Here is a 14,084-nt window from a genome sequence, read left to right on the forward strand (position 1 = left end):
ATGAAGTAACCACCGTCGGTTTCTTTCAGAGGCGCCTCGAGAGCTCAGTAGCGTCGCAACAGCGCAAACAGCAGGAGAAAGGAGGCGAACGTCGCCAGCGCGAGCATCGTCCACGCCTCGCTGTAACCGCGGACGTCGACGAGAAATCCGAACGTCGTCGGGGCGACGAGCGCCCCGGAGTTGAGCGCGATCTGCCCGCCTGCAGTCGCACTCCCCATCTGCTCGGTCGGAACGAGCGATCCGATACACGAGTAGTAGATGCCGGTGAATCCCAGCACGAACGTTCCGAGCAACGAGAAGGCAAACAGTGTGACGAGCGGCGACTCGACACGTGTTACGGCGAGGAAAAGCAGGGTCGAAGCTCCCGCCTGCACCACGAGGATCCGCAGCGTCGACGTCGTAAGCGGGGCCGAAAGTCGATCGGCAAGCCAGCCGAATCCGACCCGGCCGACGCTGCCGAACACCTGAGCGAACGCGAGCGTGACTCCGGCGAACACCACGCTTGCGCCGACGGACTCGTCGACGTAGAGGATCGTGTACCCGACTGTCGTAAAAAGCGCGGCGCCGAGGAAAAAGCCCGCACCGGTCACCACGAGATACGAGGGATTGCTAAAGTGTGTTCGGATCCCGTGTCGACTGCCGCCGTCCCCGCCACCGCCCTCCTCGTACGTCCAGTAAAAAAGGACGCCGACCACTGCGGCGGCCACTGACGCGAGCAAAAATCCGACTTCCCATCCGAAGCGGGTCGCTCCGAACCACGGGATAAGGATCGCGCTGATCCCACTTCCTGCGGTTACGCCGACCTGTTTTATCCCCATCGCGAGGTTGAGTCGCTCCGTCGGGATGGCATTGAACACCGCCTTGTTCGTCCCTGGCATCGCTGTCGCGTAAAACGCTCCGAGGACAAACACGACGAAAAGCAACCCGAGGTACGTCGGGGCAACCGTCACGGCGGCCGCCGCGAGACCGAGTCCGAAGAGTCCGACGACGAGCATCAATCCCTCCCCGTACTCGTCGACCAGCGAACCCACCGGGAACAAAAACACTGTGTAGCCGAGAGTCAACGTCGTCAACATCACTCCGACCAGGGTCGCGGACACGAGAAACTCGTCCCTGACGAACGGAGTCACCGCGTAAATAGTGTAAAAACACACGCTGGCCGTGACCTGCCACAGCAGAATGAGGACGGTGTTTACTTTCCACCCGCGAGAGGTCGATTCACTGGTCATTTGTTGGCTACGGCTCCGGAACCGCGCTGTGGCGAGTGCGGAGGAAACGAGGTTCCGCCTCCATCGAAGCCGCGGTCACTGCTCGGTTCTCGGCTCCGGCGCGACTGTCACCGGGCAGTCGCTATCGAGGATGACCGACTGGGTGACGCTCCCGAACAGGACTTTTCCGACCGGCGACCGCCGACGAGCACCGAGAACGATCGTGTCGACCTGGAATTCGTCTGCGAGTTCGAGGATTGCTGTGGCCGGATCACCGGTGACGCTGTGGACGTCCGCGTCGACGCCAGCCTCCCGTAGTCGATCGACGAAAGTTGCTGTCGAGTCCGGGAGCCCCTGCAGGTTCTGGAGGTTTTCGTTTATGGCGTCGATGTACGCCGTTCCCGCCTCGTCTGCAGGGGCGTCGATCTCCTCGTGAACGTACAGAACCTCTACCTGTAGGTCGTCCATCTCCGCTGCGAGGTCGAGAACCGCCTCGGCCTGTGCTCCGGCACGGGTCTCGTCTACGTCTACCGGCACGAGCATTCGATACATGCTCATTTCTCTACTGTCATGATATATCAAACCACTCGTTCCGGACATCCGACACAGGATTCACCGCGAACCGGGTTCCCTGACCACGACCCGACAGTCAATCCCGACTGTTCTGCCATTCAAAAACGGTCTCGAGGTCGTGTGGCGTGTTTCCTCCCCCTTCTTTGGCACGCCGTAGATATGCGCGGAGGTCCCTCCTGAACGACGGGTCGGCGATATCGACGAGCGCCCGGGCGCGTTCCCTCGGAGTCGCCCCGCGCAGGTCGGCAATCCCGTGTTCGGTGACCACGACCGAGAAGTCGTGTTCGGTGTGGTCGACGTGGGGACACATGGGGACGATCCGCGAGATGTCTCCGTCCCCGGCCGTCGAGGGGAGTGCGAGAACGCTCAACCGGCAGTTGCGGTTGAAGTCCCCGCCGCCGCCGATCCCGTTTACGAGGTGGGTTCCGCCGATGTGAGTCGCGTTGGCGTTACCGTACAGGTCCACCTCGATTGCGCTGTTCACTCCGACAACGCCGAAGCGTTCGACGAGTGCTGGGTTGTTCGACACGCTTGCCGGGCGCAGCGTGACGTCTGCGGCGTAGCGGTCGATGTCGGCAAATAGCCGGCGTTGCCCGGTTTCCGACAGCGCGAGAGACGTGGCACTGGCTCCCGAGAGGAGCCCGCTATCGATGCTGTCGAGGAGACCGTCCTGGAACACCTCCCCGAAGTAGACGACGTCCCTATCCCCGAAGTCGACTGCTCCGAGCGTCCCCATCAGCGCATTTCCCATGCTCCCGACGCCGAACTGCAGGTGAACTGTCTCCGCGAGCATCGGGTTCCCATCGAGTTCCGCCTCCAGAAAGGTGCCGAGCCCCTCGGCGATTTGTCGGTCGGTGTCGTCTGGATCCCGAAACTCGTAGGGATCGTCGGCGCGGTCCGTCTCGACGACCGCGACCAGCGTTGCTGGATCGAACGAGATCGCCGGGCCGCCGATCCGGTCGGTCGGCCCCTCGAGCGGTATCGCCTCCCTGTTCGGCGGAAGCTCTCGGAGATACACGTCGTGGACTCGTGCCAGTTCCAGCGGCTGGGTTCGGTTCACCTCGACGATCAACCGGTCGGCGGCCGCGACGAACGAGGGCGTGTGTCCGATCGACGTCGACGGAACGAGCCAGCCGTCTCCGACCGCCACGGCCTCGACGATCGCGAGGTCGGGCGTTCCATACTCGCCGAACCGAACTTCGTCGCCGAATCTCGAGATGTGCCTGTCGTGGAACCCGACCCTGCCGTCGTTGATGGCGTTTCGAGAGGTTCGCCTCGTTTGAAACGGATACCGACGGGCGATATTCCCGGATTCGACGAGCCGGTCGTCGATCTCCGCACCGACGCCGCCGCCGCTCACGACAGTGAGGCCCAGGCCACTGTAGCCTGATGCCAGCGCTTCCGGAACCCGCTTTGGATAGCCAACTCCTCCGAAACCGCTGACGAGGACGACGTCATCTGGATCGATCGCTGACGCGGCGGTCTGAGCGTCTACGACGGACGAGACACCCTGCAGGCGCCCGGCCTCCGGATCGAACCCTGTCGTTCGCGTCATTATGGGCCGTCCTCGCCGTCCGTCTCTTCCCCGTCGACCGTCGTTCCCGTGTCATTGGAGAGTGAGTCGTCGCCGAAGAGGTCGTCCGGCTGCGTTCCGACATCCGGCGGCCATCCCGGCGGACGCGCCGCAGTCGGCTTCGCGTGTTCGCGTTTGAGCACCATCGGTGTCCGTTTCAGGGAAAGCACTTTGGTGTCCTCCTGGTTGTACGCACGCAGCTCGGTCGTAACGATACCGACGTGCTCGCGGGAGCTGCTCTCGCGTTTCGACAGCACCTGGCTTTCGGCAAAGATCGTGTCCCCGTGATACACCGGGGCGTGGTGCCGCACGTCGTCGTATCCCAGGTTCGCTGTCGCATTGACAGAGACGTCGATGACGCTCATCCCGACCGCCAGGGCGATGACGAACGTTCCGTCGACGAGACGCTCGCCGAACTCGGTTTCGGCGGCGTACGCCTCATTGAAGTGCATCGGATTCAGGTTCATCGTCAGGTTCGTCAACCAGACGTTGTCGGTCTCGGTAACCGTGCGACCGAACGGGTGTTTGTAGACGTCGCCGACGGTGAAGTCCTCGTAGTAGCGCCCGTGCCAGCCGGCGACGAGTCGTTTCGGTGTCGATTCGGTGTCTGTCGTGTGGTCGTCGGATTCGTCGGTCATGCTCCGAGACACGCCGCAACTCGACGTAAGTGTATGGTCGACAGAACACTCTGTCTCGCTGGAACGATCATTCGACTACCCCGCTCGACGGTTCCTCGTCAGTCGATCACAGTTCCCTCGCGTAACCCCGCGTCCCGTTCGAACCGATCGGCAGAAAGCGGCGAGACGTCGACTGTTTCCGATGTTCCATCGACGATCAGTTCCGCGACCACCTGTCCGGTCGCCGGAGCGTGCATGAACCCGTGTCCCGAGAATCCCACGGCGTTTACGAAGCCGGGTATCGTCTCCTCGACGATCGGGTGGTGATCCGGCGTCACCGTGTACAGCCCCGCCCAGCCGCGGACGACCGCTGTCTCCGGACCGAAATAGGTAGCGACGTCGGCAGCGCGGTCCAGCGTGTCGACGATCCAGTCGGGATCGTTCGAGGTTCGGTACCGGTCGGGATCGCGCTCGGGATCCCCGTCGGCGTCCCGGCCGCCGACGATCGCTGCGCCGTCGGACTCCGGTCGGAAGTGAACGCTTGCGTCCACGTCGACGGTCATCGGGGCGTCCGACGGCAGCGCCGGCGCCGGTTCCGCGACGAGCAACTGTCGACGACGGGGTGAAACCGGGAGTTCGAGGCCGACCATAGCCGCGACGTTTCCCGCCCACGGTCCAGCAGCGTTGACCACGAAGTCGACGTCCGAGACGCCGTCCTCGGTCTCGATCCGGTCGACCCGTCCGTCCCGCGTGTGGACGTCGATCACCTCGACGCCGGTGGTAATCTCGGCGCCCGCCTCCCCGGCACCCCGCAGGAACCCCTGGAGAGCGAGATGCGGATCCGCGAAGCCGTCCGTCGGGCTGTAGGCGGCACCGACGTACCGATCGGCGTCGAGGCCGGGACAGTACTCGGTAGCCTCTGCCGGGGAGAGACAGTCGCTGGGGACGCCGTGGTCGTTCTGTCTGGCGACGTTCTCCCGGAGCTGTTCGGCGGTGTCGGCCGTTCTCGCGAGGAAGAGATAGCCCGTCCGGCGGTAGCCGATATTCACGCCGAACGTCCCCTCGAACGACTCCCAGACCCGCATGCTCTCGCGGGAAAACCGCACGTGCACCGGCGAGGTGAACTGTGCCCGGATCCCCCCGTTCGCCCGTCCGGTAGTCTCGCCACCGACCGACTCCTTCTCGAAGACGGTGACCGAGACGTCCCGGTCGGCCAGGTAGTACGCGCTCGCCAGCCCGACGATCCCGCCGCCGACGATCGCGACGCGCATGTCTCTTACAAGGTCACGGCATCAGTTAACAGTTAACAGTCACGTCGTCGGGAAGAAGAACGCCCCAGAGCGGAAGAGAGATCTCAGGCCGGCGTCGCGAGCGGGTCGCGTTCGCGTTCGAGCCGTTCCTCGGCGTACTCCCGGGCGGCCTGGAGGGGCGTCACGTCGCGGTCGTCGGCGCGCTCGTACAGTTCGACCAGGCGTTCACCGATTCGGTCGGCCTTCTCGAAGGCGTCCTCGATCGTTCCGCCGACGTACTCGGTGTGGACGGTGATCAGTCCGCCGGCGTTGATGACGTAATCCGGCGCGTATCTGATCCCGCGATCGCGGAGCATCTCCGCGTGTTCGGGGCGTTCGAGTACGTTGTTCGCCCCACCGGCCACGACGTCGCAGTTCAGTTGTGGGATCGTGTCGTCGTTCAACACGCCGCCGATCGCACACGGTGCGAACACGTCACACGACTTCGCGTACGCGTCCTCGGGCCCGACCGTGTCGACGCCGTGTTCCTCCGCGAACGCCTCCACTGCGTCGCTGTCGACGTCCGACACCGTCACGTCTGCCCCCCGTTCGAGCAAACGCTCGGCCAACCCCGTTCCGACCTTCCCGATCCCCTGAATCGTCACCGAAAGCTCCGAGACCGGTCGGTCGAGTTCGTCTCTCGCAGTCTCCTCGAGTCCACGGAAGACCCCGTAAGCCGTCACCGGTGAGGGGTCGCCCAGTCCGTCGCTTACGCCCACCACGTGGTCGGTCTGTTCAGCGATGACGTCCAGGTCTTCGACGCCGGTGTTGATATCGACCGAGGTGATGTACCGCCCGCCGAGCGCGTCGACCGCCCGACCGTAGGCGGCCATCATCTCCTCGGTCTTTTGTTCCGGATCGCCCAGGATGACGGCTTTCCCACCACCGAGATCGAGGTCGGCAGCCGCAGCCTTGTAGGTCATCGCTTCCGACAGGCGCAACACGTCACGGAGGGCGTCCGCCTCGGTGTCGTATGGGAGCATTCGCGTTCCGCCCAGCGACGGACCGAGTGTCGTGTCGTGTACGGCGACGATCGCCTGGAGACCCGTCTCCGGATCCGTATGGTACGTTACCGTCTCGTGGCCGTACTCGGTCATCCGATCGAGAACCATGCCCTTATATTATGAATATTCATTAAAGAATACTCCGGTTTCGCCGGCAGGGGATCCTGGTTTCGCCGACGGTCGACAACCAACACAGGAAACCGGAGCTGTCGGAGAAACAGCCCTACACTGGAACTGCCGAAAGCGCATCCATAAAGGCGGGAAACCAGAGACTGAGAAACCAGATCAGCACGATCGCCGCGAACAACTTTATCAGGAGCGTCTGTGGATCGGATGGAATCATCGTGGCTGGTAGTTTGACCTCTCGAGTCGACTCTACTCGGGTGTCTCGTAAAGAACTCCCGATCGTTTTCGGTAGCGCAACTAGTTACTTCCCTTCAGTGTCGCGTTTCACTCGCTGATGAACTTGTTGTCCCGCCAGTTCACGCCGCCCTCCCCGTCGCCGCTGCGGGGGCTTTCGACGACTTCGACGCTCGCGGGGCGTTCCTCGCCCTCGACAATCCGGGTCGCCTGGAGCTCGCCGTCGGATTCGGTGATCGCTGTGAGCGTCCCCTTCTCGGACAGCAGCGCGATCTCCCGAAGCACCAGGAACATCGGATACTGGAGGGCAGTGTTCTGCAACACCGTCTCTCGGTCACCTTTGAAACAGGCGAACTCGACGAGCTCGGAGGGGATCTCCTCTTCCTCCTCGCGGGCCCACTGCGGGCCGCCCGCCCGGGGCGGTTCCTCTTCGTACACTCGCGTCTCGGTGACGCTCGCTTTCAACTGTGCCGTCGGCGTGTACTTGCTGATGCTGTCGTCCGCCGAGACGGCTTTCAAGATCAGCGTGTTGTTCCGCCGAGTGATATCGACGTCCTCGACCTCCGGCGGTAGTTCTGGGTCGTCGTCGAAGAACGATTCGACGTCTTCGAGGGGCAGTTCCAGCGTCGAGTGCAGTCTGAATACGCGGCCTGACATGGATTGAAGCGGTCGTTGGTCGATCGAATTCCGGCGTGTCGGGGGCAACGGAACCCCGCACGGCGACGGTATCTACTGCCTAATACGCACCCAGGGGTTATATGACCTATCCTTCACGGCGTCGCGAGCCTCCCGGTCCCCCGAGCGTCCGGGACGTCACGCGTCCGGAAGCGTCGACTCGAGTTCCCCTCGCTCGTCGAGTTCCGCGAGCACGTCGCTCCCGCCGACGAACTCGCCGCCGACGAACGTCTGCGGGATCGTCTCCCACCCGCTGTGCGATTCGAGCGCGTTCCGGTACTCGGGGAGTGCCGGTAACACGTCGACCGTCTCGAACTCTTCGGTGTACTGTCCGACGAGTTCGAGCGCCCGCTTCGAGTAGCCGCACTGTGGCATCAACCGGTTCCCTTTGATAAACAGCACGACGTCGTTCTCCTCGATGGCTCGGTCGACCCGCTCGTCGACCTCCTCTTGAGACAGATTTCCGCCTGGCTGGAACGTCATCGGCTTCCGTTAGGAGTTGATAGGGAAATGCGTTCCGCCGCCGAACGTGCACAAACGTTCACGTCCTCGATCCCTTCCTCCTCGATCCCTTCCTCCTCGATTACTCCTCGTCGCCCTCGCGGGCGACCTGGACGACGTTCACGAGCGAGTAGACGGGCACGTCGTCGATCTCCTCGACGCCCTGTTTGTCGACGAGGACACAGCAGGCGACCGGGGTCCCACCCTGCGCGCGAACCGCCTCGATCGTCTCGGTGAGCGTCGTCCCGGAGGTGATGGTGTCGTCGACGACGTAACACTCCCGGTCGCGGATCGTCGCGAAGTTCTGTGAGAACCCGCCACCCTTGTCGGCGATGTCCCCCTCGTCCCACAGGTGTTTCGCCGGCGCGTACGTTCCCAGGTCGGTGTCGAGTTCGCGCGCGACGGTCGTCGCGATCGGCGCGCCGGCCTTCTCGATCCCGATCGTGAGGTCGACCTCCTCGCCCCGTTTCGAGAGCAGGTCCGCCATCGCCCGTCCGACGTGGGTGAGCCGGGCGGAGTCCCGCCCGATCGCGCTCCAGTCGACGTGGATGTCGGCCGGGTGAGCGGTAGCGGGCTCGGGCGTGGGTTCTATCTGGTTCGCGCCGCTGCGTTCCACCAGCCAGCTCGCGGTCTCCCGGGAGACGTTCAGCTCGTCCGCGATCTCCCCTTTCGAGAGCCCGCGTTCTGCGAGTTCGGCTGCGCTTTCGATCAGGTCGTCAACGTTCTTCATAGGAGGCAAATTCGACGGCTGTTTTTATAGTCGTGTCGTCATCCGCGAACGCCGACTCGTACTTGTCGAGCCCGTAGACACCGGTGACCAGTCGGTCGAGGAACGCCTCCTCCAGCCCGGCCAGCGTGTCGATCGCCGCCTCGAAGTGGCCGGCGTGGGAGTTCACGCTCCCCACGAGCGCCTTGTTGTGGAGCACGAACTCCCGGTGGAGCTTCCCGCCGTCGATCTCGAACGACCAGTCCTCGGGAACGCCGACCAGCGCCCCGACACCGTTGGGTGCAAGCGCCTCGATTGTCTCGAACGCGTGCGGGGCGTAGCCGGTCGCCTCGTAGATCAGATCCATCGGCTCGTACGCCGCCGGGATCTCCGACACCGGCGTCTCGGTGGAGTTGACGTACGTCGAGCCGAGCCACTCGATGATATCGATCGTCGGATCCGGACGCTCGCGCCGGCCCAGGCAGTACGTCCGCTCGTACTCCCGTTCGAACGCCGCAAGCGTGATCAGTCCCAGACTGCCATTGCCGAGCACGAGCGCGGATTCGGGCTGCCAGTCGAATGCCGACCGCGCGGCCTCGGCGTGTTCGACCGCCTTCTCGGTGATCGAGAGGGGCTCGACTAGAAACCCCCACTCCGCGAGTTCCGGCGGCAGCGTCACCAGATACTCCACAGGGGAGGTAAAATACTCGGCCATGAACCCGTGGGCGCCGACGATCCCCCGTTCGACGTACTGCCCTTCCGGGGCCATGTCGGGTTCCCCGCGTTCGAAGTAGTCGTTCGTCCCGTTCGGCGGGCGTCTGACTGTCGGAACCACCAGGTCGCCCTCCTCGAGGTCGGTCCCGTTCGCGTCCGCGACCACTCCGACGGCTTCGTGACCGAGCACGAGGTGGTCCTCCCCCTCGGGAAGCTCCCCGTGAACCCCCTCGATGACCTCGTGGTCGGTGCCGTCGACGCCGACGCGGAGCGTCCGGACCAGCGCCTCCCCTGTCGACGGCTCCGGACGGGGCTTTTCGATGCGCTCTACGGTCGCGTTCCCGCCCTCGCGCCGAACCGCTATGGCTTCCATGTATACACTCAAGTGGAGCACCGACAAAAGATTTATTCTATGGCGAGTAAAGATCGCAGTCCGGTGGAGCGACCGCGTCCCGAGAACAATTATCGTCGCAGCGCTTCGAGGGTCTCGGCAGCCTCCCGCGCCGCCGACAGCGCCTCCCGGGCACGCCGCGGGTCGTCGGTAGACTCGGCGGCTCGCGAGAACTTCACGACCGTCCGGACGAGCGAATCGTGGGCCTCCGAGAGCCCCCCATCGACGGGTGAGGGGTCGACGGAATCTGAAGGATAGCCTCGACCGGGATCGTTCGTCGGTCCGGACGCTCCCGGCGAGGGCTTCCGCTGATCGACGCCGTCAGCGCCGACCCCTCCACTCGCGGTCGACTGGTGGTCTGTGGCAGTCTCGTCCACTTCATCCCCGTCTCCAGGGGAGGGTTCGGAGGCGCCCTCGTCAGCCTCCGAACGCTGGCAGGTCGGACAGAACTCCTGGCCGTCGTATCGGAAGATCGGATCGCCGCAGGAGTCACAGTGGCGGTTGGTCATCGTCGCCCCCTTCAAGAGGAGATCGCTCATCACCTGGGTCGACTGACGCTTCTCTCGGTCGCGTTCGTACTTCTCGCGGAGTTTCTCCCGCTCTGCTTCCTTGTCGAAATCGCTCATAGGGGAACGAACGAGCCTAAAAAGGAAAAAGACGACGGAAACCGGGACGCCGACGGAAACAGTAGCCAGCAGGACGCAGAGATCTGGGCGTTCAGTCTTCGGTTCTGGTCGGCCCCAGGTCGTCGACCTCGCCGCGGTGGAGTTTGGCGCCGTCCTGGGCGACCTGCCTCGCGAGGACGGCACACTTGATCCGCATCGGGGAGATATCGACGCCCAGCATGTCGGTGACGGCGTCCGTGTCGAGCTCCTCGAGCTCCTCGAGAGTCATCCCCTGGAGGCGCTCGGAGAGCATGCTCGCGCTCGCCATCGAGATCGCACAGCCGTCACCCGTAAACGCCACGTAGTCGATCGTCTCGCCGTCGTCATCGAGTCGCACGTCGATCCGGATCGTGTCGCCACACGAGGGGTTCTCCCCGACGTGGCTGAAATCGGAATCTTCCAGCTCCCCGTAGTTACGGGGGTTCTTGTAGTGATCCAGGATCTGCTGGCGATACATGTCCGAGCCCAGTCCCATTGTGAGTCGAGATAGACGAGTCCCGCTCAAAAGGGTTCCGGGGTCGAACAACCGTACGACGGGAAAAACGGATCAGCCGTCTTCGAGCCGCGCTAATACGGCGTCGGCGTCGTACTGGAGTTCAAGGGAGCGCGAGCGACCCCGCCCGTCGACCTCGGTGTACTCGGCCTCGATGAGGTTGAGCCGGTCGAGCTTGTTGACGATCTCCGAATACCGGGTGTAGCCGAGATCGGTTCGGTCGTGGAACGCCTCGTACACCTCGCCTGCCTGTTCGCCGTCGTGGTCGGCGACGACAGCCAGAAGCGTCCGTTCGGAGTCGGCCAACCCGCGAAGCGACCGAGAGAGATGGACGTACTTCGATTTGTCGTACGCCTCTTCGATGTCCGCTTTTGAGACGGTCCGGGAGGCGCGCATCTCCGCGTTGAGTCCCGCGCGTCTGAGCAGGTCGATCCCGACCCGGAGGTCGCCGCTCTCGGCGGTCAACTCGGCGACCCGCTCCAGCTCCGGGCGGCCGGCGACGCCCTCGTGGAACCCCCGCTTTGCCCGCTCCCGAAGGATGTCGTAGATCTCGTCGACATCGTACACCGGAAAGTACACCTCCTCGGGGCGGAAGACGCTCTGGACCCGGGAATCGAGCGAATCGACGACGTCCAGGTCCAGGTCCGAAGAGATCAATATCACGCCGATCTTCGCGCCGGAGTGGGCCTCGTGGGCGCGCAGCAGCGAGTACAGCGTGTCGGACGCTTCGTTTTCATAAAAGAGGTAGTTCACGTCGTCGAGCGCGACCACGAGGACGTCGTCCTCCTCGACGAGCTGCTCTGCGACCTGTCGGAACAGCTTCTTGAAGGAGACACCCGAGGAGGGCGGTTCGTAATCGAAGATCGCCTCGAACAGCCGGGAGAAGACGGCGTACCTGGTCGAATCCACCTGGCAGTTGACGTGGACGGTTCTGACGTCCGTCTGGGCGTGAAGCTCCCCGAATAGCTTCTGGACGGCGGTCGTCTTCCCGGTCCCCGGTGGGCCGCGAACCATCGTGTTGAGCGGACGCGAGCCACGGACGGCCGGTCTGAGCGCGTACTTCAGGCTCTCGAGTTGACTCTCGCGGTGTTTGAACGTCTCGGGAACGTAGTCGATCTCGAAGACGTGCTCGTCGCGAAACACCGATTCGTCCCACGAGAGCATCCCGTCGTCGTGGCCGTCTCCCATCGGCTGTATCACTGATCGCCGGTCACTTAACCGTTCCCCGACCTCGCAGTGGAAGTGAAATACCCGTTCATAAGCCCGCACACAGCCATCGACGAGCAGATCACGTTCAGTTCCAGGGCGCTTTCGGAGCCGGATCGATTCGTCACCCTCGTTGCCGGAGGGACCGTTTTATACTGGTTTGCTCGCAACTGAGAGCTATGGCGAAAGAGACGGCCGAAGCGGCGGGCCCGATCGACGCGTTCCGGCAGTTCTTCGCCCTTCAGCGCGACGTGCTGGTGCTCTCGCTTGCGATGTTCGCGTTCAGCCTCGGGTTCCAGATGACGAACCGGTTCCTCCCGGAGTACATGGTCGCGCTCGGGGCGACCGGGTTCGTGGTCGGGCTGTTCGGCACGTTCGGCAACGTCATCTCCGCCCTCTACCCGTATCCCGGTGGCGCTATCTCCGATCGCATCGGCTCCCGATACGCGCTTACAGTCTTCGGAGTCGTTTCGACGATCGGGTTCGCAGTCTGGCTGTTCGCGCCGACCATCGGGGCGTTCAGCGTCGCGGGGATCACGATCGAACCGTGGATCTGGATCTTCGTCGGCCTGCTTTTCGCCCAGGCGTGGAAGTCGTTCGGGCTCGGCGCCACGTTCGCGGTCGTAAAGCAGGCGACCGACCCCTCGCGGCTGGCGGCCGGCTTCGCCAGCACCGAAACGTTCCGGCGGACGGCGTTTCTGGTCGGTCCGGTGCTCGCGGCGATCCTCATCGACCTGCACCCCGACTTCACGGTGAGCTTTCGATACGTGCTCGCAGTGGCGGTGGTCTTCGGCGTCGTCGGCACCGTCGCCCAGCATCTCCTGTACGACGCCACCGCGGACACGATCGGGAGTTCCTTCGAAGGGATCGCCCGAATCCGGCGGGACCTGCGGGAGATGCCCGACGAGCTGCGTCCCTTGCTCGTCGGCGACACCCTCGTCAGGTTCGCCAACGGCATGGTGTACGTCTTCTTCGTGCTCGTGGTCACGCAGATCCTCCAGGTGGGCCTGGAGACGACGATTGCCGTCGGCGGATTCAGCTACGACGTCAGTCTCTCGCCGGCGGCTTTCTTCGGGTACCTGCTCGGCGTGGAGATGCTGATCGCGCTTCTGGTGATGGCGCCGGCCGCGAAACTCGCCGAGTCTGTCGGTCTCAAACCCGTCGTCGCCGCAGGGTTCGCCGTCTACGCGATCTTCCCCGTCGTGCTTATAAATACTCCCGCGAGCGCCGCCGCGTTGATCCTGGTGTTTGCGTTCTCGGGCGTGCGCTTTGCTGGACTCCCGTCACACAAGGCGCTCATCGTCGGCCCCGCCGAGAGCGGCGCCGGGGGGCGGGTGACCGGGACCTACTACCTGCTGCGGAACGCGATCGTGATCCCGAGCGCGGCGATCGGTGGGGCCCTCTGGGAGTTCGTGAGCCCGGAGGTCGCGTTCACGATCGCTGCCGTAATCGGTGTCGTCGGTACGGGCTACTTCCTGGTGTACGGAAAAGAGTTCGAAGCGTACGCCTGAGGCGAGACGAACGCCCGACGGTCGTCGACTCACCCCGCCGTCCGGACGCCGGTCACAGGCCGTCCTGACAGTCCGGACAGACGAGTTGACCGTTCACCGACGTGAGCTCCGGGGAGAGCGATCCACACACCTCACAGATGCTGTTTTCCACGGCGGGATCCGTCCCCTCGTGGAGATGTGTCGGTCCCCGAACCGTCGTCGTCGCTGCAAGCAGGTCCCGCTCGGTGATCACGCCGATTGCCTCACCCTCTTCGGTGACGATCAGGTGTCCCGCGTCCTCCCCGAGCAGCCGTTCCTCGACGTCGGCGAGGCGCTGTTCGGCGGACACGGTCGGGACGGGGGGCTCCATGACCGTGGCGACGTCGGTCTCCAGCGACTGGTCGGCGAGCACCGCATCGAGCACGTGTCGCGCCGAAAGCGAGCCGACCGGCTCGTGTCCCCGCAGGACCACGAGATACTCCGCGTTCTCTTCGACCAGTAGTTCGGCGGCGTCCCCGAGCGCGTCCGACTCGCTCACCCCCAGGAACTCCCGATGCATCACGTCCCTGACGGTCGGTTCGTCTCTCATATCCGTACCTTACCGTCCATCCTGTAAAAA

General features: G+C 64.0%; 15 protein-coding genes. 1 reads left to right on the forward strand and 14 read right to left on the reverse strand.

Annotated features, from left to right (window positions below; genetic code table 11):
* Nucleotides 1-44 precede the first annotated feature (44 nt).
* The 13 genes from AArcCO_RS10805 to AArcCO_RS10865 all read right to left on the reverse strand — a co-directional run bounded on the left by AArcCO_RS10805 (nucleotide 45) and on the right by AArcCO_RS10865 (nucleotide 11,957).
* A complete protein-coding gene (locus AArcCO_RS10805) occupies nucleotides 45-1,229 on the reverse strand; it encodes an MFS transporter (protein WP_259533470.1) in 1,185 nt (394 codons plus the stop codon).
* A 75-nt stretch (nucleotides 1,230-1,304) separates the two neighbouring features.
* The gene (locus AArcCO_RS10810) at nucleotides 1,305-1,760 is read right to left on the reverse strand and encodes a universal stress protein (RefSeq protein WP_259533473.1); all 456 of its coding nucleotides are present in this window, start codon (nucleotides 1,758-1,760) and stop codon (nucleotides 1,305-1,307) included.
* A gap of 97 nt (nucleotides 1,761-1,857) precedes the next feature.
* Nucleotides 1,858-3,336 (reverse strand): succinyl-CoA:acetate CoA-transferase ScpC, encoded by a 1,479-nt coding sequence (locus tag AArcCO_RS10815; protein WP_259533475.1) that lies wholly within the window; start codon nucleotides 3,334-3,336, stop codon nucleotides 1,858-1,860.
* Nucleotides 3,336-3,992 (reverse strand): MaoC family dehydratase, encoded by a 657-nt coding sequence (locus tag AArcCO_RS10820; RefSeq protein ID WP_259533476.1) that lies wholly within the window; start codon nucleotides 3,990-3,992, stop codon nucleotides 3,336-3,338. Before AArcCO_RS10820 ends, AArcCO_RS10815 begins: the two co-directional genes overlap by 1 nt.
* A 98-nt stretch (nucleotides 3,993-4,090) precedes the next feature.
* A complete protein-coding gene (locus tag AArcCO_RS10825; protein WP_259533477.1) occupies nucleotides 4,091-5,242 on the reverse strand; it encodes an NAD(P)/FAD-dependent oxidoreductase in 1,152 nt (383 codons plus the stop codon).
* An 83-nt stretch (nucleotides 5,243-5,325) separates the two neighbouring features.
* Entirely contained in the window at nucleotides 5,326-6,372 is a 1,047-nt protein-coding gene (locus AArcCO_RS10830) for a Glu/Leu/Phe/Val family dehydrogenase (protein ID WP_259533478.1), read from the reverse strand.
* Between the two features lie 342 nt (nucleotides 6,373-6,714).
* On the reverse strand, nucleotides 6,715-7,281 hold the full coding sequence (locus AArcCO_RS10835; protein ID WP_259533480.1) for a DUF7110 family protein: 567 nt from the start codon (nucleotides 7,279-7,281) through the stop codon (nucleotides 6,715-6,717).
* A 156-nt stretch (nucleotides 7,282-7,437) separates the two neighbouring features.
* Nucleotides 7,438-7,782 (reverse strand): glutaredoxin family protein, encoded by a 345-nt coding sequence (locus AArcCO_RS10840; protein ID WP_259533482.1) that lies wholly within the window; start codon nucleotides 7,780-7,782, stop codon nucleotides 7,438-7,440.
* Nucleotides 7,783-7,882: 100 nt separating this feature from the next.
* Nucleotides 7,883-8,530: a transcriptional regulator GfcR gene (gene gfcR, locus AArcCO_RS10845; RefSeq protein WP_259533483.1), complete on the reverse strand. Its 648-nt coding sequence runs from the start codon at nucleotides 8,528-8,530 to the stop codon at nucleotides 7,883-7,885.
* Nucleotides 8,517-9,593, reverse strand: a complete 1,077-nt coding sequence (locus tag AArcCO_RS10850) for a glucose 1-dehydrogenase (protein WP_259533484.1) — start codon at nucleotides 9,591-9,593, stop codon at nucleotides 8,517-8,519. Before AArcCO_RS10850 ends, gfcR begins: the two co-directional genes overlap by 14 nt.
* A gap of 89 nt (nucleotides 9,594-9,682) precedes the next feature.
* Nucleotides 9,683-10,237, reverse strand: coding sequence for an Sjogren's syndrome/scleroderma autoantigen 1 family protein (locus tag AArcCO_RS10855; protein ID WP_259533485.1), 555 nt, complete (start codon nucleotides 10,235-10,237; stop codon nucleotides 9,683-9,685).
* A 91-nt stretch (nucleotides 10,238-10,328) separates the two neighbouring features.
* Nucleotides 10,329-10,751, reverse strand: coding sequence for a Fe-S cluster assembly sulfur transfer protein SufU (sufU, locus tag AArcCO_RS10860; RefSeq protein WP_259533486.1), 423 nt, complete (start codon nucleotides 10,749-10,751; stop codon nucleotides 10,329-10,331).
* Between the two features lie 72 nt (nucleotides 10,752-10,823).
* On the reverse strand, nucleotides 10,824-11,957 hold the full coding sequence (locus AArcCO_RS10865; RefSeq protein WP_259533487.1) for an ORC1-type DNA replication protein: 1,134 nt from the start codon (nucleotides 11,955-11,957) through the stop codon (nucleotides 10,824-10,826).
* A 197-nt stretch (nucleotides 11,958-12,154) separates the two neighbouring features.
* On the opposite strand from AArcCO_RS10865, the gene AArcCO_RS10870 reads away from it, so the two are divergent.
* Nucleotides 12,155-13,486, forward strand: a complete 1,332-nt coding sequence (locus AArcCO_RS10870) for an MFS transporter (protein WP_259533488.1) — start codon at nucleotides 12,155-12,157, stop codon at nucleotides 13,484-13,486.
* Between the two features lie 52 nt (nucleotides 13,487-13,538).
* Here the strand turns inward: AArcCO_RS10870 and AArcCO_RS10875 are convergent, their stop codons facing one another.
* Nucleotides 13,539-14,054, reverse strand: coding sequence for a CBS domain-containing protein (locus tag AArcCO_RS10875; RefSeq protein WP_259533493.1), 516 nt, complete (start codon nucleotides 14,052-14,054; stop codon nucleotides 13,539-13,541).
* Nucleotides 14,055-14,084 lie beyond the last annotated feature (30 nt).

It is taken from the genome of Halalkaliarchaeum sp. AArc-CO (genome assembly GCF_024972735.1).
GTDB lineage: Archaea > Halobacteriota > Halobacteria > Halobacteriales > Haloferacaceae > Halalkaliarchaeum.